At 73.5% G+C, this 25,868-nt stretch carries 27 protein-coding genes and 1 tRNA gene; 14 read left to right on the forward strand and 14 right to left on the reverse strand.

Going from position 1 to position 25,868, the window contains the following annotated elements:
• Window positions 1-27 precede the first annotated feature (27 nt).
• The 4 genes from ADL08_RS12695 to ADL08_RS12710 all read right to left on the reverse strand — a co-directional run bounded on the left by ADL08_RS12695 (window position 28) and on the right by ADL08_RS12710 (window position 2,257).
• Window positions 28-432 (reverse strand): hypothetical protein, encoded by a 405-nt coding sequence (locus ADL08_RS12695; protein ID WP_053642239.1) that lies wholly within the window; start codon window positions 430-432, stop codon window positions 28-30.
• Window positions 419-1,312: a JmjC domain-containing protein gene (locus ADL08_RS12700; RefSeq protein WP_053642241.1), complete on the reverse strand. Its 894-nt coding sequence runs from the start codon at window positions 1,310-1,312 to the stop codon at window positions 419-421. The genes ADL08_RS12695 and ADL08_RS12700 overlap by 14 nt, the downstream gene beginning before the upstream one ends.
• A 75-nt stretch (window positions 1,313-1,387) precedes the next feature.
• Window positions 1,388-1,621, reverse strand: coding sequence for a hypothetical protein (locus tag ADL08_RS12705; protein WP_053642243.1), 234 nt, complete (start codon window positions 1,619-1,621; stop codon window positions 1,388-1,390).
• A 198-nt stretch (window positions 1,622-1,819) separates the two neighbouring features.
• Window positions 1,820-2,257: a hypothetical protein gene (locus ADL08_RS12710; protein WP_078967944.1), complete on the reverse strand. Its 438-nt coding sequence runs from the start codon at window positions 2,255-2,257 to the stop codon at window positions 1,820-1,822.
• A 100-nt stretch (window positions 2,258-2,357) separates the two neighbouring features.
• Between ADL08_RS12710 and ADL08_RS12715 the strand changes: the two genes are divergently transcribed.
• Window positions 2,358-3,197 (forward strand): helix-turn-helix domain-containing protein, encoded by an 840-nt coding sequence (locus ADL08_RS12715; protein ID WP_053642247.1) that lies wholly within the window; start codon window positions 2,358-2,360, stop codon window positions 3,195-3,197.
• Window positions 3,194-3,403: a DUF397 domain-containing protein gene (locus tag ADL08_RS12720; RefSeq protein ID WP_053642249.1), complete on the forward strand. Its 210-nt coding sequence runs from the start codon at window positions 3,194-3,196 to the stop codon at window positions 3,401-3,403. The genes ADL08_RS12715 and ADL08_RS12720 overlap by 4 nt, the downstream gene beginning before the upstream one ends.
• Before the next feature lie 39 nt (window positions 3,404-3,442).
• Here ADL08_RS12720 and ADL08_RS12725 read toward each other — a convergent pair whose 3' ends face one another.
• Complete coding sequence (locus ADL08_RS12725; protein WP_053642251.1) at window positions 3,443-4,066, reverse strand: LysE family translocator; 624 nt, start codon at window positions 4,064-4,066, stop codon at window positions 3,443-3,445.
• Window positions 4,067-4,261: 195 nt separating this feature from the next.
• On the opposite strand from ADL08_RS12725, the gene ADL08_RS12730 reads away from it, so the two are divergent.
• A complete protein-coding gene (locus ADL08_RS12730) occupies window positions 4,262-4,672 on the forward strand; it encodes a hypothetical protein (protein ID WP_053642253.1) in 411 nt (136 codons plus the stop codon).
• A 33-nt stretch (window positions 4,673-4,705) separates the two neighbouring features.
• On the opposite strand, the gene ADL08_RS12735 is transcribed toward ADL08_RS12730, so the two are convergent.
• Window positions 4,706-6,349, reverse strand: a complete 1,644-nt coding sequence (locus ADL08_RS12735) for a beta-N-acetylhexosaminidase (RefSeq protein WP_053642255.1) — start codon at window positions 6,347-6,349, stop codon at window positions 4,706-4,708.
• 192 nt (window positions 6,350-6,541) lie between these two features.
• Between ADL08_RS12735 and ADL08_RS12740 the strand changes: the two genes are divergently transcribed.
• Both ADL08_RS12740 and glmS read left to right on the forward strand, forming a co-directional pair.
• Window positions 6,542-6,817: a hypothetical protein gene (locus ADL08_RS12740; RefSeq protein WP_024758123.1), complete on the forward strand. Its 276-nt coding sequence runs from the start codon at window positions 6,542-6,544 to the stop codon at window positions 6,815-6,817.
• A gap of 69 nt (window positions 6,818-6,886) precedes the next feature.
• A complete protein-coding gene (glmS, locus tag ADL08_RS12745) occupies window positions 6,887-8,704 on the forward strand; it encodes a glutamine--fructose-6-phosphate transaminase (isomerizing) (RefSeq protein ID WP_053642257.1) in 1,818 nt (605 codons plus the stop codon).
• Window positions 8,705-8,854: 150 nt separating this feature from the next.
• Here the strand turns inward: glmS and ADL08_RS12750 are convergent, their stop codons facing one another.
• Both ADL08_RS12750 and ADL08_RS12755 read right to left on the reverse strand, forming a co-directional pair.
• Window positions 8,855-9,424: a GPR1/FUN34/YaaH family transporter gene (locus ADL08_RS12750; protein ID WP_053642259.1), complete on the reverse strand. Its 570-nt coding sequence runs from the start codon at window positions 9,422-9,424 to the stop codon at window positions 8,855-8,857.
• A 151-nt stretch (window positions 9,425-9,575) separates the two neighbouring features.
• A complete protein-coding gene (locus ADL08_RS12755; protein WP_053642261.1) occupies window positions 9,576-10,097 on the reverse strand; it encodes a universal stress protein in 522 nt (173 codons plus the stop codon).
• A gap of 434 nt (window positions 10,098-10,531) precedes the next feature.
• Here ADL08_RS12755 and ADL08_RS39175 point away from each other — a divergent pair, with 434 nt between their 5' ends.
• From ADL08_RS39175 to ADL08_RS12775, 4 genes are all read left to right on the forward strand, one after another.
• On the forward strand, window positions 10,532-10,903 hold the full coding sequence (locus ADL08_RS39175; protein WP_420709554.1) for a hypothetical protein: 372 nt from the start codon (window positions 10,532-10,534) through the stop codon (window positions 10,901-10,903).
• 422 nt (window positions 10,904-11,325) lie between these two features.
• Window positions 11,326-12,495, forward strand: coding sequence for a helix-turn-helix domain-containing protein (locus ADL08_RS12765; RefSeq protein ID WP_053642263.1), 1,170 nt, complete (start codon window positions 11,326-11,328; stop codon window positions 12,493-12,495).
• 139 nt (window positions 12,496-12,634) lie between these two features.
• Complete coding sequence (orn, locus tag ADL08_RS12770; RefSeq protein ID WP_053642265.1) at window positions 12,635-13,237, forward strand: oligoribonuclease; 603 nt, start codon at window positions 12,635-12,637, stop codon at window positions 13,235-13,237.
• 139 nt (window positions 13,238-13,376) lie between these two features.
• Window positions 13,377-13,449: transfer RNA gene (locus ADL08_RS12775), tRNA-His, on the forward strand.
• Between the two features lie 188 nt (window positions 13,450-13,637).
• On the opposite strand, the gene ADL08_RS12780 is transcribed toward ADL08_RS12775, so the two are convergent.
• The 3 genes from ADL08_RS12780 to ADL08_RS12790 form a co-directional block, all read right to left on the reverse strand.
• Window positions 13,638-15,152, reverse strand: coding sequence for a cellulose binding domain-containing protein (locus tag ADL08_RS12780; protein WP_053642267.1), 1,515 nt, complete (start codon window positions 15,150-15,152; stop codon window positions 13,638-13,640).
• A gap of 289 nt (window positions 15,153-15,441) precedes the next feature.
• A complete protein-coding gene (locus ADL08_RS12785) occupies window positions 15,442-16,863 on the reverse strand; it encodes a HAMP domain-containing sensor histidine kinase (RefSeq protein ID WP_053642268.1) in 1,422 nt (473 codons plus the stop codon).
• Window positions 16,860-17,561 carry a response regulator transcription factor gene (locus ADL08_RS12790; RefSeq protein WP_053642271.1) on the reverse strand — a complete coding sequence of 234 codons (702 nt, stop codon included), beginning with the start codon at window positions 17,559-17,561 and terminating at the stop codon, window positions 16,860-16,862. The genes ADL08_RS12785 and ADL08_RS12790 overlap by 4 nt, the downstream gene beginning before the upstream one ends.
• 87 nt (window positions 17,562-17,648) lie before the next feature.
• Here ADL08_RS12790 and ADL08_RS12795 point away from each other — a divergent pair, with 87 nt between their 5' ends.
• Window positions 17,649-18,263, forward strand: a complete 615-nt coding sequence (locus ADL08_RS12795; protein ID WP_053642273.1) for a hypothetical protein — start codon at window positions 17,649-17,651, stop codon at window positions 18,261-18,263.
• A gap of 211 nt (window positions 18,264-18,474) precedes the next feature.
• On the opposite strand, the gene ADL08_RS12800 is transcribed toward ADL08_RS12795, so the two are convergent.
• Together ADL08_RS12800 and ADL08_RS12805 are read right to left on the reverse strand one after the other, a co-directional pair.
• Window positions 18,475-19,338, reverse strand: coding sequence for a spermidine synthase (locus ADL08_RS12800; protein ID WP_053642275.1), 864 nt, complete (start codon window positions 19,336-19,338; stop codon window positions 18,475-18,477).
• A gap of 102 nt (window positions 19,339-19,440) precedes the next feature.
• Complete coding sequence (locus ADL08_RS12805; RefSeq protein WP_053642277.1) at window positions 19,441-19,893, reverse strand: hypothetical protein; 453 nt, start codon at window positions 19,891-19,893, stop codon at window positions 19,441-19,443.
• A 224-nt stretch (window positions 19,894-20,117) separates the two neighbouring features.
• On the opposite strand from ADL08_RS12805, the gene ADL08_RS12810 reads away from it, so the two are divergent.
• Window positions 20,118-21,416: a hypothetical protein gene (locus tag ADL08_RS12810; protein WP_053642279.1), complete on the forward strand. Its 1,299-nt coding sequence runs from the start codon at window positions 20,118-20,120 to the stop codon at window positions 21,414-21,416.
• 85 nt (window positions 21,417-21,501) lie between these two features.
• Here ADL08_RS12810 and ADL08_RS12815 read toward each other — a convergent pair whose 3' ends face one another.
• Complete coding sequence (locus ADL08_RS12815; protein ID WP_053642281.1) at window positions 21,502-22,098, reverse strand: histidine phosphatase family protein; 597 nt, start codon at window positions 22,096-22,098, stop codon at window positions 21,502-21,504.
• A gap of 144 nt (window positions 22,099-22,242) precedes the next feature.
• Here ADL08_RS12815 and ADL08_RS12820 point away from each other — a divergent pair, with 144 nt between their 5' ends.
• Genes ADL08_RS12820 through ADL08_RS12830 form a run of 3 tightly spaced genes read left to right on the forward strand, consistent with a single transcriptional unit; the run spans window position 22,243 to window position 25,838 of the window.
• Window positions 22,243-23,127 (forward strand): phosphatase PAP2 family protein, encoded by an 885-nt coding sequence (locus ADL08_RS12820; RefSeq protein ID WP_053642283.1) that lies wholly within the window; start codon window positions 22,243-22,245, stop codon window positions 23,125-23,127.
• Complete coding sequence (locus ADL08_RS12825; RefSeq protein WP_053642285.1) at window positions 23,060-24,211, forward strand: hypothetical protein; 1,152 nt, start codon at window positions 23,060-23,062, stop codon at window positions 24,209-24,211. Before ADL08_RS12820 ends, ADL08_RS12825 begins: the two co-directional genes overlap by 68 nt.
• A gap of 37 nt (window positions 24,212-24,248) precedes the next feature.
• Complete coding sequence (locus tag ADL08_RS12830) at window positions 24,249-25,838, forward strand: hypothetical protein (protein WP_053642287.1); 1,590 nt, start codon at window positions 24,249-24,251, stop codon at window positions 25,836-25,838.
• Window positions 25,839-25,868: the final 30 nt, after the last annotated feature.

Below are 25,868 nucleotides of genomic sequence, written 5' to 3' on the forward strand. Positions count from 1 at the left end.
CTCGCATCTTTTCCACCGTGGCGGCGGTCAGCCCTCTCCATAGGGGCAGGAGTCGCCTTCCCCTCTCGGGCAGGCGATGAGCGCGCGGGACACGTACTGCTGCGCCTTCGAGTAGTAACCGAGCACCACGTCGTTCCCGGCCGTCAGCCGCAGCGTCTCCCGGACGCGCTGGAGCCGGTCCCAGACCGGAAAGTGCTCTTGGTCCACGGGAGGGTTCTGGGTCAGCTCGCCCTCGATCCAGGAAACGGCCTCCTCCACGTCGGCGTACGTGGCCGTCACCTGCGCGGCGGGCCGCCGCAGCCAGTCCTTGATCTCGATCGGCGGGTGGTCGGCCGGTACTTCACCGCGCCTGATCGCCGAGTCGGGATAGGACCGCCCGGTGTACGCGTACGCGTGCCAGTGCTGGCGTACGCCCTCCCTATCCCCCGACATGGGCGGCGGCCTTCCGCGCGGCCTCGGCCACGCGCCCGGGTTCCAGGAGGAGGAGCGCGCCGATCAGGTACTCGCGGGTCCACCGGATGGCCGCGTCGGGCGCGGCCAGCAGGGAGGCCGGCGGGATCTCGGCCCGCAGCGCGGGGTCCACCAAGGCCTGGGAAAGGATCTCGCGCGTCATCTCGGACGCCAGCCAGTGGAACGTGCGCTCCTTGAGCGCGAACGTCAGGTGCAGTGAGGGCTCCCCGCCCACGGTGTACGGCGAGTGGACGTAGCCGCGCGGCAGCCAGAAGACGTCACCGGGCTCCAGGGCGAACGACTGGACGGGAGCGGTACGGGCGAGGTGGTGCCGCTCCTCGGGGGTGAACCCCCGCTCCAGGAAGTTCCCGTGTTCCGTCGTCGGGTTCTCCACGAAGGGCGGGTGCAGCGGCCACGCCTTCCGCCCGGAGAGCTGGACGATCAGCGTGACGTACGGGTCGTAGTGGTACTTGAGTCCCTGCGCGCCCGGCGGGGTGAGGTACGCGTTCACGTGCACCAGGCAGCCGGTCTCGTCCTGGATCTCGCGGCGCAGGACGCTCAGGGACGGTCTGACGGTCTGGAGCTGCCGGACGGAGACCGTGCCCCCGCCGTCGAGGTGGGCGCGGACGGCACCGGGCCGGGGCATGTCGCCGTCGACGTAGGCGTGCCGCTCCAGGATCTTCCCGTCCTTGAGCAGGACGACATTGCGGGCGGGGAGGCATTCGGCGTCCACGAGGGCGTCGAATTCCGCGAGGGACCACAGGTGGGCCAGGTCGGCGGGGTCGCGGCGGAAGAGCGTCGGCCCGGTGGGCCATTTCTCCAGGATTTTGGGCACGTCGTCCACGAGATCGGCCAGCGGCATGGCTGACTCCTTACGGGTGTACGGGGGGGGGAAGGGAGTCGGCGGGGCCTCGCGCGGCGCGGGCCCCGCCCCGGGTCAGGCGTTCGCGTCGGCCCTGGCGATCCAGCCACGGGCGAACGCGGTGATCTCCTCCGCGCTCATCCGCAGCTCCCGGCCGGCTCCCCCGGGCTTGCTGTCACCGAGCGCGTATCCGCCGCCGTGCAGTTCGGCGAGCGTGATGCAGCTCTCCATGTTCCCGTCGTTGTCCGTTCCGCCGCCGCAGAGCGCGGCGAAGTCGCCGGACACCTCCCGCTCGTACAGATCACTCATTACCGTGGGTCTCCTGTCTCTGTCTTCGATGTCTTCGATGTCTTCGATGTCTTCGATGGGGACTGGGTCCCGCCCCCGGACGGTCTTGCCGGACATCACCGGGGGCGGGACGCGACCGCCGCCTCTGGAACGAGGGAGCGGAGTCGTGGGGGTTCACCCGGGAGGGCGGAGGACCTCGACCGGGCTCGTCTGCGCAGGTCAGCGCCGCACTTCCGGCGGGGCGTCCCTCTTCAGGGTCATCTTCGGCGGGTCGTGCGGGTGGTTGCGGATCTCCACCGCGCAGTCCACGGCGGCGGACTCGTCGTGCTGCGGGCCCCGGCGCATGTAGTGGTCGAACCACCGGGCCAGGTGCACGCACGGCGTGCAGTCGGGGGCCGGTTCGGGCCGGGCGCGGAGGCCGTGGTCGGCGGAGAGGACGAGCACGGGGGTGGTGAGGACCCGGATGCGCGTCCACTCCTCCTCGGTCGGCGCCCGCAGGTCCCCGGGCGAGGCGGCCCACTCGGCCCCGCCGCCGGGAGGCCGTACGTACACGCGCCCGCTCTGCGTACGGCAGACCTGACCGAGCCGGACCGTCTTCCCGCCGATGTCGGCGACGAAGACGCCGGCGGCGGGGAGGGACGAGGGGTTGTCGCACACGGGCACAGCCGCTCCTCTCTGTAGCGGAACCACTACCAGGGGTGCCCAGCGTGAACTACAGTCGGCTTCCCTTCAACTAATCCGGCGCGAAGGACAAGTCGTGGTCAACCGCAAAGAGTTACGTCCGGAAGCCAGCCCTCAGGCGGCTTACGGGGCGCATCTACGCAGGATGCGAGAGGAACGAAGCTGGACCCAGGAGGACCTGGCCGAGCCCATGGGCTGCTCCAGTCAGCACATCTCCGCGCTCGAAACTGGTCGCAAATCGCCAACCCTGCCGTTCTCGCGCAGAGCCGATCAGGTCTTCGGCCTCACCGGAAGCAAAGAGTCGTTCGAGCGCGAGTGGCGGGACATGCGGCACGGCGTCCTGCTGGAGGGCTTCCCGGAGTACGTGGGGTACGAGGGCCGGGCGGTGGAGATCCGACTGTTCCAGATCGGGATCATTCCCGGCCTGCTGCAAACCCCGGAGTACGCGCGCGTACTGGCGAACAGCGCCGTGAAGCGAGGAGTCATCACTCCCGAACAGGCCGACGAACGCGTCACGGTTCTGGCGGCACGCCAAGCAGCACTGGAGCGGGAGCAGCCGCCCATGATCTTCCTGGTGATGGACGAGAGCTGCATCCGGCGGCCCGTCGGTGGCACCAAGGTGATGGACGCCCAGTTGGAACGGCTCGTCGAGTTCGCGGACCGCCCCAACGCCCTGCTCCAGATCGCCCCGTACACAATAGGAGAGCGCCGCACGTTCGATCTGCCGGTCAACCTACTCACCCTCGCCGACCGGGCCGTAGTGTGCTACGCCGAGTCGCAGGCACAGGGGCACTTCGACCGACAAATGACGTCCGTGGTGCCCATGTTGACGGCCTACCATCAGCTTCAGGCCGCGTCGCTCTCACCAGCGGAATCCGTGGCCACGATCCAAGAAGCACGAAAGGGCACCTCGTGACGACCGAAACCCCCCGCTGGTTCACGTCCTCCTACAGCAACAACGGCGGCGACTGCGTCGAGGTCGCCACCAACCTCGCCCCCTCCCACGGCACCGTTCCCGTCCGTGACTCCAAGCAGACCGCCGGCCCCGTCCTCAACCTCCCCGCCCCCACCTTCGCCGCCTTCGTGGCCTGCGTCCGGGACGGCGGATTCGGCGCCCGCTGAGGGGTCGTCCGTGCGGCGGCGAAGCCGAAGAGGACGGCCTCACGCCAGGAGCACCTCGACGGAGATCGTCGCCGCCAGCACGACGTAGACCGCGCACGCGCCGTAATTCAGCACGGCCGTCGCCTTCGACGAGCCGGTGAGCCGTGTGCGGAAGAACCCCGACAGCACCCCGATGCTCCCGTAGAGGACCACCTCCATCAGGACGTTGATCGCGCCGAGGAGGGCCATCTGCATCCCGGGGGCCTCCGCGTTCCCCAGGAACTGGGGGAGGATCGCGAGGTAGAAGAGGATGATCTTCGGGTTCGTCAGGCTGATCAGCACCCCGCGCAGGTACCACCTGCCCGCCCTGACGTCACCGTGCCCGCCGATCGCGCGGCGCGCGCTGCGCAGGGTCGTGTACGCCAGCCACAGCAGGTACGCCGCACCCACGATCCTCACCGCGTCGAGCAGCGCCGGGTGCGAGCGGGCGATCTCGCCCAGCCCGGCGACGACGGCGGCGGCGTAGACGCTCATGCCCGTCCCGATGCCGAGGATGGCCTTCAGCGCGGACCGGCGGCCGCCCTCCAGGCCCACCGCGAGCATGTAGGCCATGTCGGGCCCGGGTGGGCCGAGGAAGAGCAGGATCACCGCGATGTAGCCCGGCAGTACCGATAAGTCCACCATGGTCCAGCGCCTCCGGCGTCGTCGTGGCACGCCGAGAGCCTTGCGGTGCCGGCGGTGCCCCTTCCGCATCCGGTCGCCGCGACCGGCGACCGGATGTCTCCGTGGTCACCGTCCGTCTCCCCCGTTTCGGTCCGGGCAACATGCCGTCACGAAACCCCTTGGCCGCTGCCCCGCGCCGCCTCCTATGCTCCGCCCATGCGCAGCGTCTACGTGTTCCCCGCCGGAGAGCCGGCCGCGACGACCGCACGGCTCGACCGGCTGATGCCCGGCGAGAACGGGTACTGGTCGGACGGGAAGCTCTTCGTCGACCTCATGGACGCGCGGAAGGACCACGTGTTCACCGGCTGGACTCCCGGGGCCGTACGCATGCTGGACTCCGCGGTCGGCCGTCGTCCGGCCTGGGCCCTGCTGGTCGGCGTCTCCGGTCGCATCGACGGCGCCGCCGAGCTCCGTGCCCTCCTGTCGCACGTCCTCGAAGCCGGCGGCGTCGTCGTCGACGACCACTCCGACCACTGCTGGACGCTCGAAGACGTCGACGCCGGGCGGGAGGTCGACGGCCTGGGCTTCTTCGGCTTCCGCGCACACCGGGAACGCCCGGCCGGGTAGGAACCCGGCCGGGCGTTCCCGTTCAAGCGGCGGCTACGGCGCCGGCCACGGCACCTCCGGCGAGCGGTACCAGTCGATGCCCAGGGCCTCGAAGCGCGGGGCCTGTTCGGCGAGGCGGACCTTGTAGGCGTCCCAGTCGTGGGTCGCCGCCGGGGACCAGCCCAGTTCGGCCACGCCCGGCAGGCGGGGGAAGGCCATGACGTCGAGGTCGTCGGTGGTGGCGAGGGTCTCGGTCCAGAGGGGGGACTCGACGCCCCGGACGGCGCTCTCGGGGACACCGGGGAGGTAGGCCGCCGGGTTCCAGTCGTACGACCGCCGCACCTCGACGTATCCGGCCCAGGAGAGGCCGAGCGGGGTGTCCTTCGTGTACTTCATGTCGAGGTAGGTGCGGTCGGCGGGCGAGAGGATCAGGCCGGTGCCGTTCCGCGCGGCGGCGGCGACGCGTTCCTTCTCGGCTGCGGGGGTGCGGTCGAGGCCCCAGTACTGGACGAGGGCGCCGGGGGCGGGGGTGGTGCCGGTCAGCTGGTGCCAGCCGATGACCTTCTTGCCGTACTTGGCGACGACCGGCTGCACCTTGTCCATGAAGGCCACGTAGTCGGCGTGGCTGGTGGAGTGGGCCTCGTCGCCGCCGATGTGGAGGTAGCGGCCGGGGGTGAGGGCGGCGATCTCCCGGATCACGTCGTCGACGAAGTCGTACGTGACCGCCTTGGGCACGCACAGGGAGCTGAAGCCGACCTTGGTGCCGGTGTAGAGCGGCGGGGCGACGCCGTCGCAGCTGAGCTCGGCGTAGGAGGCGAGGGCCGCGTTGGTGTGGCCCGGCACGTCGATCTCCGGGATCACCTCCTGGTAGCGGGAGGCGGCGTACCGGACGATCTCCTTGTACTCCTCCTTGGTGTAGAAGCCGCCGGGGCCGCCGCCGACCTCGGTGGAGCCGCCGTACGTGGTGAGCCGGGGCCAGGAGTCGACGGCGATGCGCCAGCCCTGGTCGTCGGAGAGGTGCAGGTGGAGGGTGTTCACCTTGTAGAGGGCGAGCTGGTCGATGTACCGCTTCACCTCGTCGACGGTGAAGAAGTGGCGGGCGACGTCGAGCATGGCGCCCCGGTAGGCGTAGCGCGGGGTGTCGGTGATCGTGCCGCCCGCGACCTTCCAGGGGCCCGGCTGGACGGTCGCGCGCTCGACGGCGGCGGGGAGCTGCTGGCGCAGGGTCTGGACGCCGCGGAAGAGTCCGGCGGGGCGATGGGCCGTCAGGGTGACGCCGTCCGGTCCGGAGCGGAGCCGGTAGCCCTCGTCGCCGAGGGCGGTGTCGCCGGGGCTGAGCCGGAGCCGGATGCCGCCGCCGGCCGCCTGCTCGTCGACGACGGGCAGCGGGAAGCCGGTGGCGGGCCGGAGGAGTCCGGCGAGGTAGGCGCCGAGGGCCTTGGTCTCGGCGGAGCGGGTGTCCACGCCGATGCGGGTGGCGGTGGTGAGGGCGTAGGGCTCGCCCCCGGGGGCGACGGAGGCGGGCACGGGGACGATGCGGCCGAGCGGGCGGACCTCGGGCTCGGCGGCGGCCCGGTGGCCGGCCGCCTTGCCGTCGGTGCCGTCGGTGCCGCCGGCGGCCTCGCCGCAGCCGACACCGGCGGCCGTGACCAGGAGCAGGGATCCGATCAGGCGTGGAATCCTTCGGAGCTGTCTCACGGGCGGGCTCCCCTTCGGGTGGTCGACGCGTCTGTCGATTCTGTATCCGAACCATGCCCTTGCGTACCGCCGGGCTCACCACCGGTCAAGGTCTAGGCCAATCACCCGGATCGAGGGTGTGACCCGACCATACCTGCCCGATTTCGGGCAGGATTCTTGCGTGGGGCCCATGACACCCCTCAGTATTCACGGGTGCTCGAACGCCGCCCGTCGCACGACGACCTCGTCGACCACCTGGTCCGCAGCACCGCGCTCCAGCGCGGTGAGGCCGCCCGGGTGGTGCTCGACGTGCTGGCGTACTTCGACGAGACGACCGAGGAGTTCGTCCGCCGCCGCCACCGCGAACTGCAGTCCGGCGGGGCCGTGAACGCCGAGATCTTCGAACGGATCGCGGCGGAGCTGCCGCACCGGGCCGTGGCACCGCCGGAGCTCTCGCTCCGGCAGCTGCGCCGGATCGTGTACGGCTGAGCGGCCGACCTCCCGAACCATCGCTCGGGCGGCCGAGTACATCCACTGACCTGGAGGGGTTTCACCTTTATGTGCGGAATTGTCGGTTACATCGGTAAGCGCGACGTGGCACCGCTGCTGCTCGAAGGCCTGCAGCGCCTGGAGTACCGCGGCTACGACTCCGCCGGCATGGTCGTCACCAGCCCGAAGGCCACCGGCCTGAAGATGGTGAAGGCCAAGGGCCGGGTCCGTGACCTGGAGGCCCGCGTCCCCAAGCGCTTCACCGGCACCACCGGCATCGCCCACACCCGCTGGGCCACCCACGGCGCGCCGAGCGACGTCAACTCGCACCCGCACCTGGACCCCGAGAACAAGGTCGCCGTCGTCCACAACGGCATCGTGGACAACGCCCAGGAGCTCCGCGCCAAGCTGGAGGCCGACGGCGTCGTCTTCGCCTCCGAGACGGACACCGAGGTCATCACCCACCTCATCGCCCGCTCCCAGGCCGAGACCCTGGAGGAGAAGGTCCGCGAGGCCCTGAAGGTCATCGAGGGCACCTACGGCATCGCCGTGATGCACGCCGACTTCAACGACCGCATCGTGGTCGCCCGCAACGGCTCCCCGGTCATCCTCGGCATCGGCGAGAAGGAGATGCTCGTCGCCTCCGACGTCGCCGCCCTGATCGCCCACACCCGCCAGGTCGTCACCCTCGACGACGGCGAGATGGCCACCCTCAAGGCCGACGACTTCCGCACCTACACGACCTCCGGCGCCACCACCACGGCCACCCCGGAGACCGTCGAGTGGGAGGCCGCCTCCTACGACATGGGCGGCCACGACACCTTCATGCACAAGGAGATCTCCGAGCAGCCCGACGCGGTCGACCGCGTCCTGCGCGGCCGGATCGACGACCGCTTCTCCACCGTGCACCTGGGCGGCCTGAACCTGGACCCGCGCGAGGCCCGCACCATCCGCCGCATCAAGATCCTCGGCTGCGGCACCTCGTACCACGCCGGCCTCATCGGCGCCGGGCTCATCGAGTCCATGGCCCGCATCCCCGCCGACGCCGAGCCGGCCTCGGAGTTCCGCTACCGCAACCCGGTCGTGGACCCCGACACCCTCTACATCGCCGTCTCCCAGTCCGGCGAGACCTACGACGTGCTCGCCGCCGTCCAGGAGCTCAAGCGGAAGGGGGCCCGCGTCCTCGGCGTCGTCAACGTGGTCGGCTCCGCCATCGCCCGCGAGGCCGACGGCGGCGTGTACGTCCACGCGGGCCCCGAGGTCTGCGTCGTCTCCACCAAGTGCTTCACCAACACGGTGACCGCCTTCGCGCTGCTCGCCCTGCACCTCGGCCGCATCCGCGACCTGTCCGTCACCGACGGCAAGCGGATCATCGAGGGCCTGCGCAGGCTGCCCGCCCAGATCGAGGAGATCCTCAAGGGCGAGGACGAGATCAAGCGCCTCGCCGAGGAGTACGCGGGCGCCCAGTCGATGATGTTCATCGGGCGCGTGCGCGGCTATCCGGTCGCCCTGGAGGCCTCCCTCAAGCTCAAGGAGATCTCCTACATCCACGCCGAGGCCTACCCGGCCTCCGAGCTGAAGCACGGCCCGCTCGCCCTCATCGAGCCGGCCCTGCCGACGGTCGCGATCGTCCCCGACGACGACCTCCTGGAGAAGAACCGCGCCGCCCTGGAGGAGATCAAGGCCCGCAGCGGCCGCATCCTCGCGGTCGCGCACCAGCCGCAGGAGAAGGCCGACCACACCCTCGTGGTCCCGAAGAACGAGGACGAGCTGGACCCGATCCTCATGGGCATCCCGCTCCAGCTCTTCGCGTACCACACCGCCCTCGCCATGGGCCGCGACATCGACAAGCCGCGCAACCTGGCCAAGTCCGTCACGGTCGAGTAGCAGCGGGATCCGGGCCTGTCCCCCGGACCCGCCGCCGGGCCTGTCCCCCGGCGCCGCCCGACCTGACACGCGCCGGTCCCCGTGCACACACCTCCCGTGCACGGGGACCGACGCACTTCCCGGCCCCGGCCATGATCCGCCGGATACCCCCTAGCCCGCGGCCGGGGCGCCCTCGCCCGACGCCCGGCGCCGGAGCGCCGTCGGCCGGACCGCGACGGCGGCCGTGGCGCCGTACCAGGCGAGCAGTCCGGCGACGGCGGCGACCCAGCCGCCCGCCGTCCCGAGGACGCCGATGCCGGCCAGGGCGCCGATGCCGAGCAGCAGCAGGGCGACGAACAGCAGCCCGTACACGCCCTGTCCGAAGAGCCCGCCGCCCGAGGCCGCCAGGGTCAGCGTGAGCGCGAGGAGCGCCCACAGGAGCAGGAAGACCCCCACGGCGTCGGCCGAGGCGCCGCCGCCGACGGCGGTCCCCCAGGTGAACCAGAAGGCGCCGAGCGCCGTGTACGCCGTGCCGTCCCGGGCGTCGCCCGCGCGCAGCGCGAGCAGGCCGACGAGGAAGAGCGTCACCCCGCCGACCCAGGTGGCGAGGCCCGCGGCGTCCGTCGCCGCGACGTTGTCGATGACACCGGTGCCGCCCAGGCCGAAGGCCAGGAGGGTCAGTCCGAGTGCGAGGTGGCCGAGCGTGGAGCTGGTGTTTCCCGCGGCGACGTCGTTGTCCACGGCGGGCTCCCTTCAGATGCGCAGTCGTGCTGCGTGAGCTGCTGTGTTCCGTGGCCTTTATCTACCCTTCACAAGCACACAATTCACCTGAGGAAGGCCGAAATCATGGCCGGATGACGGCAGTTGAGGAAGGGGAGCGAGCGCCGCGGAGTTACGGGATGACGACGACGGGCCGCTGGGCGCGGCGCGCGAGGCGGCCGGCCACCGAGCCGAAGATCCGCCCGACGATCCCGTGCGTGGAACCGACCACGATCGCGTCGGCCGAGTACTCCCGGCCGACCTCCTCCAGCTCGTGACAGATGTCGCCACCGCGCTCGACCAGGATCCACGGCACCTCGGCGAGGTGCTCGGCGCAGGCCAGCTCCAGGCCGAGGACCTCGGTGCGGTGGTCCGGCACGTCGACGAAGACGGGCGGCTCGCAGCCGGCCCACACCGTGGTGGGCAGCCGGTTGGCCACGTGCACGATGATCAGGCCCGAGCCTGAGCGGCGGGCCATGCCGATGGCGTACGCGAGGGCGCGCTCACTGGACGTGGAGCCGTCGAAGCCGATGACGACCCCGTGCCGGAAGGCCGGGTCGCAGGCATGACGTGGCTGTTCGACCGCGAGGGGGTCGACCGTGGAGTCGGCGACGCGCTTGCGGTCCGCGGGTTCGGAGAATTCGTGACCGGCCATCGGTGTCTCGGCGAAGAGGGTCCTCGTGGGAAGGGACGGGAGAAGGAGGAGAGGAACGACGGGAGGCGGCGGAGCTGTGTCCGGGAATCATCTTCCCAAGCCCATACCCCCAAGGGTACGGCGGCACTCCTCTCCTGCCCAGGGCCCACCGCGCCCGACCGGACGGGCACGCCGCTCGCGCGCGGCGTTCCAGGGAGCATGCACGAGCGGTTCGGGATCTGGCAATGCCGGTTGTGTCCTACAAGCGTCCGCCCCGGGACCGGGCCGGGGGTCCGGACGGGGCCGGACCGGGGGTCCGCGCGGGGACGGACCGGGGGCCCGGACGGAACCGGACCGGGGGTCCGCGCGGGGCCGAACGGACGTCGCCGAGAGTGACCGGAGCGTTCCGTTCCTCGTTGCCACAGGTCCGCCCCACCGTCGCAGGGAGAGCGCCCGTGCCCGTACCGCCGTCCGCCGCCGCCCGGTCCTCCGTCATCCCCACCCCGACGCTCGCCGCGCCCCGCGCCCACCGCCGCGCGGACGCCCCGCCCGGCTCCGCTCCGGGGGACCCGGGGAGACGGGAGAAGGGGACGGTGGGGGAAGAAGGGGCGGAGAAGGGCGGGCAGGCCGCCGGTGACGTCGTCCGCTGGGCGGTCTTCTGCTGCGCCCTGGTCCCGGTGGTGCTCGTCGTCTACGGCACCTCGCCCGGCGGGGCGGCCGGGGCCGCCCTCGGCCTCGTCGCGGTGACGGCGGCCTGCCGGCTGCTGCTGCGGCGCTCGGAGCGGGGTCTGCGCGCGGAGACCGCCCGCGGCGGACGCCGGCACTAGTTCCGGAGGGGTCCCCGACCGGCCCCCGACCCCCTCCGAGTTGACAGGCTCGCACACCCGAGCCCATACGTTTTCAGCCAACTTCCGGTGACCGGCGCGTCCTTGGCGTAACGATTGGCCAACCCCGGCGCCGACACCCCCGGAAGCCCCGTCCCAGGGGGTCACACCCCCCGCGTACCGGGGCGTTCACCACCCCGGCGCGCCCCTCGGGGACCTCCGGAGACGCCTCCCCGCTATCGATCGCTTCACGCCAAGTTGCCTTGTCGACAATCCACCGGTTGGAGAACTTGTCACGCCGGCGCCACGGGACGCAGTAGATTCGATCATGGGTACCGAAGACTGGGGTCTCGTGCAAAACCGAGGGGAAACGTGCAGGAGCGACACGACCAGGGAGACGCGAACACCGAGGGGGGCTTAGCGTCATGAGCCAGGACTCCACCGCACCGGAGGCCGGACGGAAACTGTCCGGGCGCCGCCGTCGCGAAGTCGTCGCGGTGCTGCTGTTCAGCGGCGGCCCCATCTTCGAGAGCTCCATCCCGCTCTCCGTGTTCGGCATCGACCGGCAGGACGCCGGAGTGCCACGTTACCGGCTGCTCGTCTGCGCCGGCGAGGACGGACCGCTGCGGACCACCGGCGGGCTCGAACTCACCGCGCCGTACGGCCTGGAGGCCATCGGCCGGGCGGGCACCGTCGTCGTCCCGGCCTGGCGGTCGATCACCTCGCCGCCGCCGCCGGAGGCGCTCGACGCGCTGCGCCGCGCACACGAGGAGGGGGCCAGGATCGTCGGGCTCTGCACCGGGGCGTTCGTCCTGGCCGCGGCCGGCCTGCTCGACGGCCGCCCGGCGACCACGCACTGGATGTACGCGCCGACGCTCGCCAAGCGCTATCCGTCGGTCCACGTGGACCCGCGGGAGCTCTTCGTCGACGACGGGGACGTACTGACCTCCGCCGGCACCGCGGCCGGAATCGATCTGTGTCTGCACATCGTGCGGACCGACCACGGCACGGAGGCCGCGGGCGCCCTGGCGCGCCGGCTGGTCGTCCCGCCGCGGCGCAGCGGCGGTCAGGAGCGCTACCTCGACAGGTCTTTACCCGAGGAGATCGGCGCCGACCCGCTGGCCGAGGTCGTCGCCTGGGCGCTCGAACACCTCCACGAGCAGTTCGACGTGGAGACGCTCGCGGCGCGCGCGTACATGTCACGGCGGACCTTCGACCGCCGGTTCCGCTCCCTCACGGGCTCGGCTCCGCTCCAGTGGCTGATCACCCAGCGGGTGCTCCAGGCGCAGCGGCTGCTCGAAACCTCCGACTACTCGGTCGACGAGGTGGCGGGCCGGTGCGGCTTCCGCTCCCCGGTGGCCCTGCGCGGCCACTTCCGGCGCCAGCTCGGCTCCTCGCCGGCGGCCTACCGGGCGGCGTACCGCGCCCGGCGTCCGCAGGGCGAGACCGGTACGGCGGTGCTCGACCCGGTCGTGCCCGCCCAGGTCACGGCCGGCGTGCGGCGGCCGGGCCCCCCGCTGGAGCCGGGGAAGCCGCAGTCCGACGTCTACGCTCCCGGGCGCCCCTCCCTCCCGGGCCAGCGCAGCGCGCCGTGACCGGGGCGCCGTAACCGAAAGACCCGCGGCCACAAGCCGCGCACCGCAGGAACGACGGGCGTCCGGGGACACCTCCCCCGGGCGCCCGTCGGGCTGCCGGGCCGGGTCCGGTCCCCCGGACACCCCCTAAGGTGGACGCATGAACGATCGCATGGTGTGGATCGACTGCGAGATGACCGGGCTCTCGCTGACGGACGACGCACTCATCGAGGTGGCCGCGCTGGTCACCGACTCGGAACTGAACGTGCTCGGCGACGGTGTGGACATCGTGATCCGCCCGCCGGACGCGGCCCTGGAGACCATGCCGGAGATCGTGCGCCAGATGCACACGGCCTCGGGGCTGCTCGACGAGCTGGCGGGCGGCACCACGCTCGCCGACGCCGAGGCCCAGGTCCTGGCCTACGTCCGCGAGCACGTCAAGGAGCCCGGCAAGGCGCCGCTGTGCGGGAACTCGGTCTCCACCGACCGCGGCTTCCTCGCGCGCGACATGCCCGCCCTGGAGGGCCACCTGCACTACCGGATCGTCGATGTCTCCTCGGTCAAGGAGCTGGCCCGCCGCTGGTACCCGAGGGCGTACTTCAACAGTCCGGAGAAGAACGGCAACCACCGGGCGCTCGCCGACATCCGCGAGTCCATCGCCGAGCTGCGCTACTACCGCGAGGCGGTCTTCGTCCCGCGGCCCGGCCCCGACTCGGAGACCGCGAAGCGGATCGCGGCGCGCCACGTCCTGTCCTCGGAATGACGGCGGAATGACGCCGGAATGACCCCCCGCTCGCGCCCTCGAACGCCGCTCCGGAAAACGCGGGCGCGAGCACCCTCCAGGACCCTGTAGACTTCTTCTCGGCCGGTCGGGGAAACCTTCGGGAAAACCGCCGGGCATGGTGGGTATAGCTCAGATGGTAGAGCACCTGGTTGTGGTCCAGGATGTCGCGGGTTCGAGTCCCGTTACTCACCCTTGAGGAGAAGGCCCCGAACCGTGGAGACACGGTTCGGGGCCTTCTTCGTGTGGAGCGGCACATGCTGTGAGGAGCGGCACACGACCCTCCTCGTACAGGGGTTCGAGCAAAGGGGGCGCGCCCCGGCCGGGGGTAGGGGACGGCCGGGGCGCGCGGTGTGGGGGGCACGGTGGTTCTTCGGGGGGCCTACCGGTAGGCGGCGAAGGCCTTCGTGAAGGCCAGCGGCTGCTGGAGGATCGAGGAGCAGGTGGCGTCGGCGCGGTTCACGGCGCCGTCCGGGCACTGCTTGTCACGGGTCGAGGACCACATCGAGAGCCAGCCGAGCCCCTTGGACTTCGCGAAGTCGACCAGCTGGGTGGCGTCGTCGACCTTGAAGATCTCGGTGGTGACGTCGTTGACGCCGATCATCGGGGTGACGGCGACGGCCTTCCAGGCGGCCGCGTCGGAGAGCCCGAGGACGCCCTTGATCTGGCCCTGGGTCGCGGTCGCGGCCTGGATCGCGTACGTGCCCATGTCGGCGCTGTACGCCGGGCCGTAGTCCATCGCCATGATGTTGACGGCGTCGACGCGGACCCCGTTGCGCCTGGCGTCGGCGAGCAGGTCCACGCCCGGCTGGGTCAGGCCCTCGGGCATGACCGGCAGGGTGAAGGAGACGTCCAGGCCGGGGTGGGACTTCTGGAGCTGGGCGATGGCCTGCGAGCGGCGGGTGTTGGCGGCCGTGTCCGGCAGGGCCGCGCCCTCGACGTCGAAGTCGACCTTGGTCAGCTCGTACTGGTCGACGACCTTGCCGTACGCGGCGGCGAGCGCCGGGGCGGAGGAGCAGTTCAGGGCCAGCTCGTGGCCGGCGGCGCCGCCGAAGGAGACCCGGACGTCACCGCCCTTGGCGCGCAGGGCGCCGATCTGGGCGGCGACCTTGTCGTTCGCCAGGTCGGTGACCCCGCCCCACAGCGGGGCGCAGGCGCCGCCGGAGGTGATGAAGGCGAGGTTGAACTCCTTCACGCCGGTGGCGTCGGCGGTCGCGAGCAGGTCGTACGCCGGGTAGAGCGAGGTGTCGACGTACGGGGCGAACCTCGCGCCGGTGACGGGCGCCGGGGTGGAGGTCGTCGGGGTGGGCGTCGGGGCCGGGGTCTGCGTCCGCGTGGGGGTCGGCGCGGGGGCCGTGGTGGCGGTCGCGGTCGGGGTCGGCTTCGCCGTCGCCGTCGCCGTCGGGGAGGCGGTGGCCGTGGGCTGGTCGGTGGGGCGGCCGCTGGGGGTGGGGGCGGGGCCCCCGGCGGCGCAGGTCGCCTTGTTGATCAGGCAGTTCGCGGGGTCGCCCGCCTCGCTCGCGGCGGAGGTCACGAAGCCGACGGTGACGGACTGTCCGGGCGCCAGCTGCCGGTTCCAGCTCGCGGGCCTCACGGTGACGTGCCGGCCGGAGACGGTGTGCTCGCCGTTCCAGAGGGAGCCGATGGTCGTGCCGGCCGGCAGGTCGAACTCCAGGGTCCAGTCGGACTGGGCGGCGGACGTCTCGTTGGTGACGACGTACTGGCCGGTGTAGCCGCCGGTCCAGGAACTGGTCCGGGTGTAGGCGGCGCCGACGGAGGCGGCCTGGGCGGTGCCGGTGAGCGCGAAGGCCGCGCCGCCGACGACGGCCGCCGTGACGACCGCTCCGACGATCCTGGTCCTCGTACTCGCCCTGCGCCGGTGCGATCGGGTGCCCATGGCGTGCCTGCCTCTGTGTGCGGGGGTGGGGGGTGGTGCGGCAGCACGCTAGCGAGCGGGAAACGGACAAAGGGGCTTCCGTGGACAGGGGTGGGGATCCTTAGGGTCCGCTTAAGGAACCCATCGGGGCCAGGAAAGGTACGCCCCGGATTCCGGACCCGGCCACGGAGTTCGCCCCGGATTCCGGACCCGGCCCCGGAGTTCACCCCGGTTTCCGGACCCGGCCCCGGAGTTCGCCCCGGTTTCCGGACCCGGGGATCACCCTGGCTGTCCGACCGCCCGGCGGGGGTCAGCCCTCCCGGGCCCGTCGCGTCCCCGTGCCGCCGCGCCTGCGGCGGGCCGGGCGGTGGCCGCGGCGACCGGGGGCGGCGGCCGGGCCGCCCGCGCCGGCGCGGCCGCCGAGGCCGATCCAGACGCGGACCTCCGTACCGCCGAGGACCGAGCGGCCGATGCGGACGTCGCCGCCGGTGCCCTCCGCCACGCGCCGCACGATGTCGAGGCCGAGGCCCGTGGAGCCGTCCCGGCCGCCGCTGTTGCCCCGGGCCAGGGCGGCGGCCGGGTCGGCGATGCCGGAGCCCGCGTCGGAGACCAGGACGATGACGGCGTCGTCGCCGTTGTGGACGTCGATGGAGAAGGCGGTGCCCTCGGGGGTGTGGCGGAAGACGTTGCCGAGGAGGGCGTCGAGCGCGGCGACGAGTTCGGGCCGGGCCACCGGGATGCGGACCGGGCGCTCGACGCCCGCGACCCGCACCCGGCGTCCCTCGTCCTCGGCGAGCGCCGACCAGAAGTCCATCCGCTCGCGCACCACTTCGGCGGCGTCGCAGCCCGCGCCGGGGCCGGTCGCCTGGGTCTGCGGCTTCGCCTCCCGGGCCGTGCGGATGATGATGTCGACCTCGCGCTCCAGCTGTTCGACGGCCGCGCGGGTCTGCTCGGCGGCCGGACCGGAGCCCAGCGAGGCCGCGTTGAGCCGGAGGACGGTCAGCGGGGTGCGCAGCCGGTGGGAGAGGTCGGCGGCCAGCTCCCGCTCGTTGGCGAGGAGCTGGACGACCTGGTCGGCCATCGAGTTGAAGGCGACGGCGGCGGACTTGAGCTCCGGCGGCCCCTCCTCGGGGACCCGGGCGCCGAGCCGCCCCTCGCCCAGGTCGTGGGCGGCGCCCGCGAGCCGCTGGGCGGGCTGGACCATCCGGACGCCGAGGCGGTCGGCGACGGCGACGGAGCCGACGATCAGGGCGGCGCCGACCCCGGCGAGGACCAGCCAGGCGGTGCCGACGCCGTTGGACACGTCCCCCTCGGGGACGAAGAGTTCGACGACCGCGACCTGGCCGCTGCTGAGCGCGGTCGGCTGGAGCAGGGCGAAGCCGCCGGGCACCTCCGTGATGGAGGCCCGGCCGAGTTCGCGGGTGGCCGTCAGCGCGTCCCCACCCGCCCGGCGGGTGCCGATCTCCAGGGGCGTGCCGCCCGGCGTCGCGGCGGGGACGTGGACGGCGAGCCGTCCGGCGGCCCCGTCCTCGGTGGTGGCGACGGCCTTGTCGAGCTCGTCGCGGTCGGTGGTGATGGCGAGGACGGGGGCGAGCCCGGCGGCCCGCCGTTCGGCGTTGGAGAAGGCCCGGTCGCGGGCCATCTCCTTGACGACGAGTCCGAGGGGGACGGCGAAGGCGACCACGACCATGGCGGTGACGGCCAGGCACACCTTGACGAGTGCCCATCTCACGGCCGCGGCTCCCCGGGCGGCTCCAGCTTCACGCCCACCCCGCGCAGGGTGTGCAGATAGCGGGGCCGGGCGGCCGTCTCGCCCAGTTTCCGGCGCAGCCACGACAGGTGGACGTCGATGGTCTGGTCGTCGCCGTAGGACTGCTGCCACACCTCGGCGAGCAGTTCCTTGCGCGGCACGACCACGCCGGGCCGCCCGGCGAGGAAGGCGAGCAGGTCGAACTCGCGCCGGGTCAGGTCCAGGGGCGTGCCGTCCAGTTCCGCCTGGCGGCGCAGCGGGTCGACGGTGAGCCCGCCGACGCTGATGACCCGGGAGGGCGGGGCCTCGCCGGCGCCGGACCGGGCGCGGCGCAGCACGGCGGCCATCCGGGCCGAGAGGTGGTCGATCGAGAAGGGCTTCACGAGGTAGTCGTCGGCCCCCGCGTGGAGGAGCCGTACGATCTCGGCCTCGTCGTCCCGGGCGGTCGCGATGATCACCGGCACGTCGGTGATGCCGCGCAGCATCTTGAGCGCCTCGGACCCGTCCAGGTCGGGCAGTCCGAGGTCGAGGACGACCACGTCGAAACGGAAATGGGCGACCTCGCGCAACGCCTCGAGTGCCGTGCCTACGCTCCGTACGGTGTGGGACGCCTCGGAGAGCTGCCGGATGAGGGCGGAGCGCACGAACTGGTCGTCCTCGACCACGAGCACACTTGCCATGGGCGGCACCGTACGCCATGCGGGTGGATCATCGGACCATGTGCACCCCCTGATCCGGAGCGGCCGGGGGTGGTGCACTATGGGCCGGTGCGAAGAGGACTGGTTCACGCGCTGGCCTGGTCGCTCGCCACCGGCGCGGCGGTCACCCTGTCCTGGTGGGGAGTGCACACCGTGCTGTCCGGAACCGTGTACGACCCGCCGCGCGCGCTGCCCGCGCCGCTCTGGGCCGCGGACGGGACGCACGACCCCGACGGCCGTCCGCTGACCTCCTCGACCCGGTATCCCGGGCCCGGCGGGCCGTCCGCGTCCACCGCGCCGGAGACCTCGCCGAGCGGGGACCCGACGGCCCCGGCCACCCCGTCCACCACTCCGCCGCGGCGGCCGGACCCCACGACGCGGGCCCCGGCGAAGTCCCCCTCGGCCCCGGCGCCGCCGACGTCGGACGCGAACTCCGGCTCCGGTTCGGGCTCCGGTTCGAACGTGAAGAGCTACGCCGTGGACGGCGGCCGGGTCGCCTTCGACCTCGGGGAGACCTCGGCCGAACTGGTCTCGGCGACGCCCGCCCCGGGCTGGCAGATGCAGGTGTGGAAGCAGACGACCTGGATCCGGGTGACCTTCACTCAGGACGGCCGCGAACTGTCGGTCTTCTGCGTGTGGCACGACACCGCGCCCCGGGTGGAGATCGACGACCGGGCGGTCTGAACGCGCCCCGGGAAGTGTCCGGAAAGTCCCGCCTGGCCGGACACCCCTAGGGAGTGTCCGGAAAGTCCTGTGCGGTGTCCGCGGTGTCCGGTGCGTGCTGTCGGTACGCCGGGCGGAAGCGCTCGTACTGGGCGTACTCGGGCTTTCGCCCGGTGTGGCGAGAGTGCGTGCCGGGCGCCGTGGGCGCCGTGCGGGACTTTCCGGACACCCCCTAGCGGAAGACGGAGGCGGGCGGGGCCGGTGACGGCTTGGCGCTCGCGTCGGTGACCGGGGCCGCTCCCCCGGCGAAGTCGGCGAGGGCCCGCCCGTGTTCGACCCGGCCCGGGTGCGGGTCGGTGGCGACCCTGCGGGTCAGTTCGGCGACCGGGAGCTCCCGGTCGGAGGCGAGCAGGACCGCGTTGCCGAAGCGGCGGCCGCGCAGCACGGTCGGGTCGGCGGTCAGCGCCAGTTCGGGGAAGACGGCGGCGGCCGTGGCGATCTGGCCGCGCAGATGGGCCAGCGGCGGGCCGTCGGCGAGGTTCGCCGCGTAGAGGCCGCCGGGCCGCAGCGCCCGCCGCACCTCGGCGAGGAACTCGGTGCTGGTCAGATGGGCGGGGGTACGGGCTCCGCCGAAGACGTCCGCGATGATCAGGTCCGCCCAGCCGTCCTGGACCTTGGCGAGGCCGGCGCGGGCGTCGGCGGAGCGGACCCGTACGCGGGCGCCGGGGTCGAGCGGCAGCTCCCGGCGGACGAACCGCACCAGGGGCTCGTCGAGCTCCACGACCTGCTGGGTGGAGCGGGGCCGGGTCGCGGCGACGTACCGGGCGAGGGTGAGGGCGCCGCCGCCGAGGTGCACGGCCTGGAGCGGGCGGTTCGGCGGGGCGGCGAGGTCCACGGCGTGGCCGAGGCGCCGCTGGTACTCGAAGGAGAGGTACGCGGGGTCGTCCAGGTCGACGTGCGACTGCGGGGCGCCGTCGACGAGCAGCGTCCAGGCGCGCGGGCGCTCCCGGTCGGGTACGAGTTCGGCGAGGCCGCCGTCGACGGTCTCGCTGAGGGGGGCCGCCGCCGCCCGGTCACGCTGCTTGTTCCTGGCCATCGGTCCATTATCGGACGATCGGACCGTGGAGGGTGCGCGCGGGCCCGCCGGGCGGGCTCCGCGGGCTCAGCGGGCTCAGCGGGCTCAGCGGGCTCAGCGGGCTCAGCGACAGCCGTCGGCGGCCTCGATGAGCCGGGCCGCCTCGCCGAGCGCCCGGCGCAGGACGACGGGGTCGGTGACCGGGTCGGTGTCGCCGGGGGGCAGCAGCCAGCCGGCCGGGCGGGGGGCGCCGCCGGCCGATTCCGGCAGCTCGGGCAGTTCCGGCAGCTCGGGGAGGCGGAGGCCGCGCCCCGAGGTGCGCGTACAGGCGCTGCCCGGCACGTCCCAGGCGGCGGCGGTGCCGGGCGGCACCAGGAAGCCCAGGGTGTCGCAGGTCCCGTCGTGCACCACGGGGCCCACGGCGGGGGCGCCGGCGCGGCGCAGGATGTCGACGGCCTCCAGGCCCTGGCGGACCGGAACGGTGACCAGGTCCCAGGCTTCGGCGGCGGACTCGGCCCCGGCGGTGCCCGGGGCGGGCGCGGGCCGAGCGGCCGACTGTGAACCGATCTCCGACATGGGACCCCTCCTCGCTCCATGAGGAGACACGTTTCGTCTCTCCCTACGGTTCAACGCCCCTGCGCGTCAACGGCTACGGCGGTTTCCCGCCGCAAAGGATGGCAGTTCATGGCAGATCGCAGGCGAGATATCCGATTTGTAGCCAAACTCTGCGTAGGCGTCCGGTCACAGCGGGTACGTTTCTGCCGCCGGACCACCCGGCAGCACCAGGAGAGGGCTCGGCCATGGCGGTGTCACGGGCAGTTCCCAACCTCGCCTTCCGCAGGCTCCGCGGACAGCAGTCGCCGGCGGAGTTCGCCGCGGCCGTCCGCCGGGCGGCGCGGGAGATCGGCGAACAGGTCGCGTGCGACGCCCGCTACATCGGGCGCGTGGAGGCGGGCGAGATCCGCTGCCCGAACTACGCGTACGAGCGGGTCTTCCTGCACATGTTCCCCGGACTCGGCCTCTCCGACCTGGGCTTCTCCGCGCGGGAGACGGTGCGCGGCCGGCGGCGGACCGTCCCGGCCGGGACGTCGCCCCCCGGCGCCTCCACGACCCGGAACGATGAGGAGAGCGACGTGCTGCGTCGCGCATTCATGACGAGCGGCTCCGCCGCCCTGGCGGCCGCCTCGCTGGGAGTCGGCGGCCCCGCCGTCGCGATCCCCAGCCCCCGCGGGACCCACCGGATCGGCGAGACCGAGGTGCGGGCCGTCGAGGACGCCGTGCGGCGGATCCGGCTGCTCGACGACCGGCACGGCGCCGACGGGCTCTACAAGGTGGCCGCCCAGCCGCTCCGCACCGCGTACGCGCTGCTCGACGCCGGCACCGCGGCCCGCCGCTCCACCGAGGACCGGCTGCACGCGGGCGCGGGCGAACTCTCCCTCTCCGTCGGCTGGCTGGCCCACGACTCGGGGCGGCACGAGGACGCGCGCTCGCACTACGCGGAGGCCCTCGCCACCGCGCGCGTGGCGGGAACCTCCGGAAACGCCGCGCTGGAGGCGCACGCCTTCTGCAACACGTCGTTCCTGGCCCGGGACACCGGCCGGTACCGGGAGGCGGTGCGGGCGGCGCAGGCCGGGCTGCGGGCCGCGCGGTCGCTGGACTCGGCCCGGCTGCTGTCGCTGCTGTCGCTGCGGGAGGCGTGCGCGTGGGCGGCGCTGGGCGACCGGTCCGCCTGCGAGCGGGCCCTCGGCCGCGCCCACGCCTTCTTCGAGCGGGGCCCGGCCGACGGCGACCCGGAGTGGATGTCCTTCTTCGGGGAGCCGGAGCGGGAGGCGCAGGAGGCCCAGTGCCGGGCGGTGCTCGGCGACTGGGGCCGGGCCGTCCGCCACTCCCACCGGGCCACGGTCCTGCAGAACCCGCACTTCGCCCGGAACCTCGCGCTCTACCGCGCCCAGCTCGCCAGGGACCTGGCGCACGCGGGCCGTCCGGACGAGGCGGCGGAGGAGGCACGGCGGGTGGTGGACTCCCTCGACGGCATCGCCTCGGCCCGGATCCGCGAACTCCTCGCGGAGACCGGCCGGGTGCTGGCGGCCGTCCGCTGAGGAGCACGCGGAGAGGCGGTCACCGCCCCAGGTGCCCGGCGGTACGGGGCCGTCACCGCCCCAGGTGCCCGGCGGTACGGGGCCGTCACTGCTCCAGGTGCCCGGTGTCGTTCCAGCGCTCGATCGCCGGGGCGTCGTACGCCCAGCCCAGGACCGACAGGCTCGTCGGGTCGAGGCGGATGCGGGCGGCGAAGGAGACGTCCTCGCCGAGCCAGCGGGCGCCGATGGAGCGCAGGATGTGCCCGTGGGCGAAGACCAGGACGTCGCGGTCGGCGGAGCGGGCCCACTCCACGATCCCGTCGGCGCGGTCCGACAGCTGCGCCAGGGTCTCGCCGCCGGGGACGCCGTCGCGCCAGATGAACCAGTCCGGCTGCCGCTCCTTGATCTGGGGCGGGGTGAGGCCCTCGTACGCCCCGTAGTCCCACTCCATCAGCGCGTCCCAGGGCTCGGCCCGGTCGCCGAAGCCGGCGAGGGCGCAGGTCTCGCTCGCCCGGACCAGGGGGCTGGTGCGCACCTCCGTGCCGGGCAGGCCCTGCCAGGGGCCGCGGTGGAGGCGCTCGCCGAGCAGCTTCGCGCCGCGCCGCCCCTCTTCGAGCAGGGGTATGTCGGTCCTGCCGGTGTGGCGGCCGAGGAGCGACCACTCGGTCTGGCCGTGCCGGGCGAGCAGGATGCGCGGTGCCATGGGAAGGCTCTCCAGAGGTTCGCGGTGCGGACGTGCTCCTTCCATCATCGCCCAACCGAATTCGGGGCGACACGCGGGCAACCTCCGGGTGCCGTCCGGCGTCCCCTCCCCCGGGCCGTACGCCTTACGGGAGGGACCTTGTCCATGCGCGAGCCACGCTGGTGGGCCGAGCTGTCACTGATCGGCGTCGTGTACGCGGCCTACACCGGCGGGCGGCTGCTCGTGCGGGGCGACGAGGCCACGGCCGTCGACCACGGGCTCGCGATCCTGCGCCTGGAGGGGCTGCTCGGGATCGACGCGGAGCGCCCCCTGAACCGGCTGTTCACGGACGTCCCCGCGCTCGGGATACCGGCGGACTTCGCGTACGCCACGCTGCACTACCTGGTCACCCCGGCGGTCCTGGTGTGGCTGTTCCGGCGGCGGACCGCGCACTACCGGGCGGCCCGCGCCTGGCTGATGGCCGCCACCCTGCTGGGGCTCGTCGGCTTCACGCTGCTGCCGACCTGCCCGCCCCGGCTGCTCGACGCGGCGCACGGATTCACCGACACGATGGCGCACTTCAGCGCGTACGGCTGGTGGGGCGGCGAGGCCAGCGCGCCGCGCGGCCTCGGCGGGATGACCAACCAGTACGCGGCGATGCCCAGTCTGCACGTGGGGTGGGCGCTGTGGTGCGGGGTGATGCTGTGGCGGTACGGGCGGACTCCGCTCACGAAGGCGCTCGGGGTGGCGTATCCGCTGCTCACGACGGTGGTGGTGATGGGCACGGCCAACCACTACCTGCTGGACGCGGTCGCGGGGGCGGCCGTGATGGGGGCCGGTTTCCTGCTGGCGCCGCACGCGCTGCGGGTGGTCGACCGGCTGCGCGGAACGACGGGCGGGACGGCGGGCGGAACGACGGGTGGGACGGCGGGAACGGGGGAAGCCCCTCCGGTTGTCAGTGGGGGATGCGAGACTTCGGCGGGTGAGCACATCCCCGGACAACGGTCTGCCGCCACTGCCGCAGACGACACGTCGGCAGCGGCTCGCTGAGCTGCGCGGACCGGCCAACGCGCCGCGTCCGCTGGACGCGCGGGCGCTCGCGGCGCTCGCGGCCAACCCCGGCTGCCGGCGGCGGGCCCTGCTCGACGGCGCCGGGGTCGACAAGTCCGCCCTCGCCGCGAAGCTCGGCTCCCCGGCCCCCTTCGGGCAGTCGCAGTTCGCGATCGTGCGGGGCAACTCCTTCGAGGCGAAGGTGAAGGCGGACGGCGGCCGCGAACTGCTGCGGCTGCTCGGGGTGGAGGAGCCCGGCGGGGTGGCCGTGCCCGATCTGACGGCGGCCGGGCCCGAGGGCCGGGTGGCGCGCACGGCGCTCGCGCTGCGGGAGGCGACCGGCTCCGGGGCGTGGACGCTGCTCGACCATCCGCTGCTCGCCCTGGAGGTGGCGGGTTCGCCGGTCTACCTGGAGCCGGACGCGGTGGTGGTGCGCCCGGACGGCGGCTGGACGGTGGTCGAGATCAAGTCCTTCCCGACGATCGACGGTTCGGCCGACGCGGCGAAGGTGGGCGCGGCGGCCCGCCAGGCCGCCGTGTACGTGCTGGCCCTGGAGCGAGTGGCGGCGGTGACGGAGGGCGCGCGGGTGGCGCACTCGGTGCTCCTCGTCTGCCCGAAGGACTTCTCGAACGTGCCGACGGCCTCGGTCGTCGACGTGCGCAAGCAGCGGTCGGTGACCCGGCGCCAGCTGGACCGGCTCACCCGGATCGACGAGATCGCGGACGCCCTGCCGGAGGGCGTCGACTTCGACGTGGCCGAGCGCTCGCCGGAGGAGCTGACGGCGTCGGTGGAGTCCGTGCCCCACCAGTACGCGCCGGAGTGCCTGGCCGCCTGCGAGCTGGCCTTCCACTGCCGGTCGCGGTCGCGGGAGGCGGGCGCGGTGGAGACCCTGGGCCGTTCGGTACGGGGTGAGCTGGGCGGTCTGACGACGGTCGGCGCGGTCCTGGCGGCGGCGCGCGGCGAGGCGGGCGACCCGGACGACCCGGCGGTGGCGGCCCTGCGGCGGGCCAGGGCCCTGCGCGAGGAGGCGCTGGCGTCGGCGCCCGCCCGCATCCCCCGGGAGCACGTCGAATGCCCCTGCTGACGTCCCTTTCCCGCACCGCGCCCCGGGAGGGCCTCGCATGTCGCTGATCTCCACGCTGGCCCGGATGGAGGCCGTCGAGTCGGGCCGGGCGCAGCCGCTCGCCACCGTGCGGCACCGGCGGGTGTCCGAACGGCCGCTCGTCCTGGTGCCGTTGACCACCGCCGGTGAGGCGGGCGCCCCGCTGGGCGCGCTCGTCGGCACCGACCCCGGGGAGCCGAGGCTCCTGGTGGTGCCCCAGCCCCGCGACCGCGACCTGCGGTTCGCGTTCCTCGCAGACCTGGCCGAGGAGGTCCTGCCGTACGTCGACGCGTTCGCGGACGTCGTCGAGCTGGTGGAAAGGAACGAGACGGACGCCGAGACCGGCAAGAAGGTGCGGGTCGAGGTCGAACTGTGCTCGGACGCGCCGCAGTTGATCGTGCCGAGCCAGGCGGGCGTCGAGTACGTGCGGATGCTCGGGCGGTCGACGCGGTTCCGGCGGACGGCCGAGCAGGACCCGGAGACGCCGTTCCCCGCGCCGCCCCGGGTGCCGCTGCTCGGGCGCTGGCTGACGCACTTCGGGGAGCGGGCCCGGGTGCCCGGCTCGTCGCTGCTGCTCGCGGCGACCGACCTGCTCAACCGGCACTGGGCGACCGGCCAGTCGTCCCTGGAGGACCAGCACCTGGGCGCGCTGCTCGCCTGGATCGACCCGGAGGACGGGGTGCCGGGCCGGGAGGGCGCGCTGCACGCGGAGGCGGGCCGGGACGAGCGGGGGCAGCTCTTCTGCCCGCCCGCCGGGCCCGCCACGGACCCGGCCTTCGACAACCGGCTGCTCGCGCCCGCGATCGAGCGGTACGACCGGGCCCGGCAGGCGTCCGGCGCGGCCGAGGAGGCCGAGGCGGCCGAGCGGGCCCTCGGCGAGCTGCTCGCGGCCGAGCGGGAGGTGCGCCGGCTCGTCGTCTCGCAGCTGAAGCCGACGTGGGACGCGGTGTGGCGGGCGGTCGGGCTGCTGCGGGAGCTGCCGGAGGGGGCCAGGGTCGGGGACCGCTGGACCCGGGACCGCTGGTCCTTCACCGCCCACCGGGACCGGGTCGCGGCCGGCGAGCCGCCGCAGCCGCGCCGGGACGACGCGGTGACGGCGGCGCGGAAGCTCGCGGCGCGCGAGCAGGCGCAGGGCCAGCTGGAGGCGCAGGAGGCCCTGGACGATCCGCTGGTCCTGGCGGGCCGGCGGCTCGCGGGCGAGGCGTTCGCGGCGGAGGTGGTGGAGGTGACGATGGCGTGGACGGAGTCGAAGCGGCCCGCGCCCCGGCCGCTGCTGACGGTCCGCACGGACGACCGGCCGCACCTGGAGGCGGGGACGCGGGTGTACCGCTCGCTCGGAGGGAAGCCGCAGGCGGCGGAGTTCGTGCGGTACGAGGAGGACGGCCCTCTGGTGCTCCGGGTCCTGGACCGGATGGGCCGGTCGAAGGAGCCGGCGGAGGGTTCGGTGCCGGAGAAGGGCGAGCGGATCGCCTGGACGCTCTTCGAGCACGACCAGCGGGTCGGTCCCGCGCTGCCGGACCCGGAGGAGACGCCCTGGACGCACGGCGGCCCGCCCCGGGCGGACGCCGTGGAGCTGCCCGACCCCGTGACCCCCGAGGACGTCCTGTGACCGTGTTCGACCCCGTGACCCCCGAGGACG

This window comes from Streptomyces sp. NRRL F-6492 (assembly GCF_001280125.1).
Classification (GTDB): domain Bacteria; phylum Actinomycetota; class Actinomycetes; order Streptomycetales; family Streptomycetaceae; genus Streptomyces.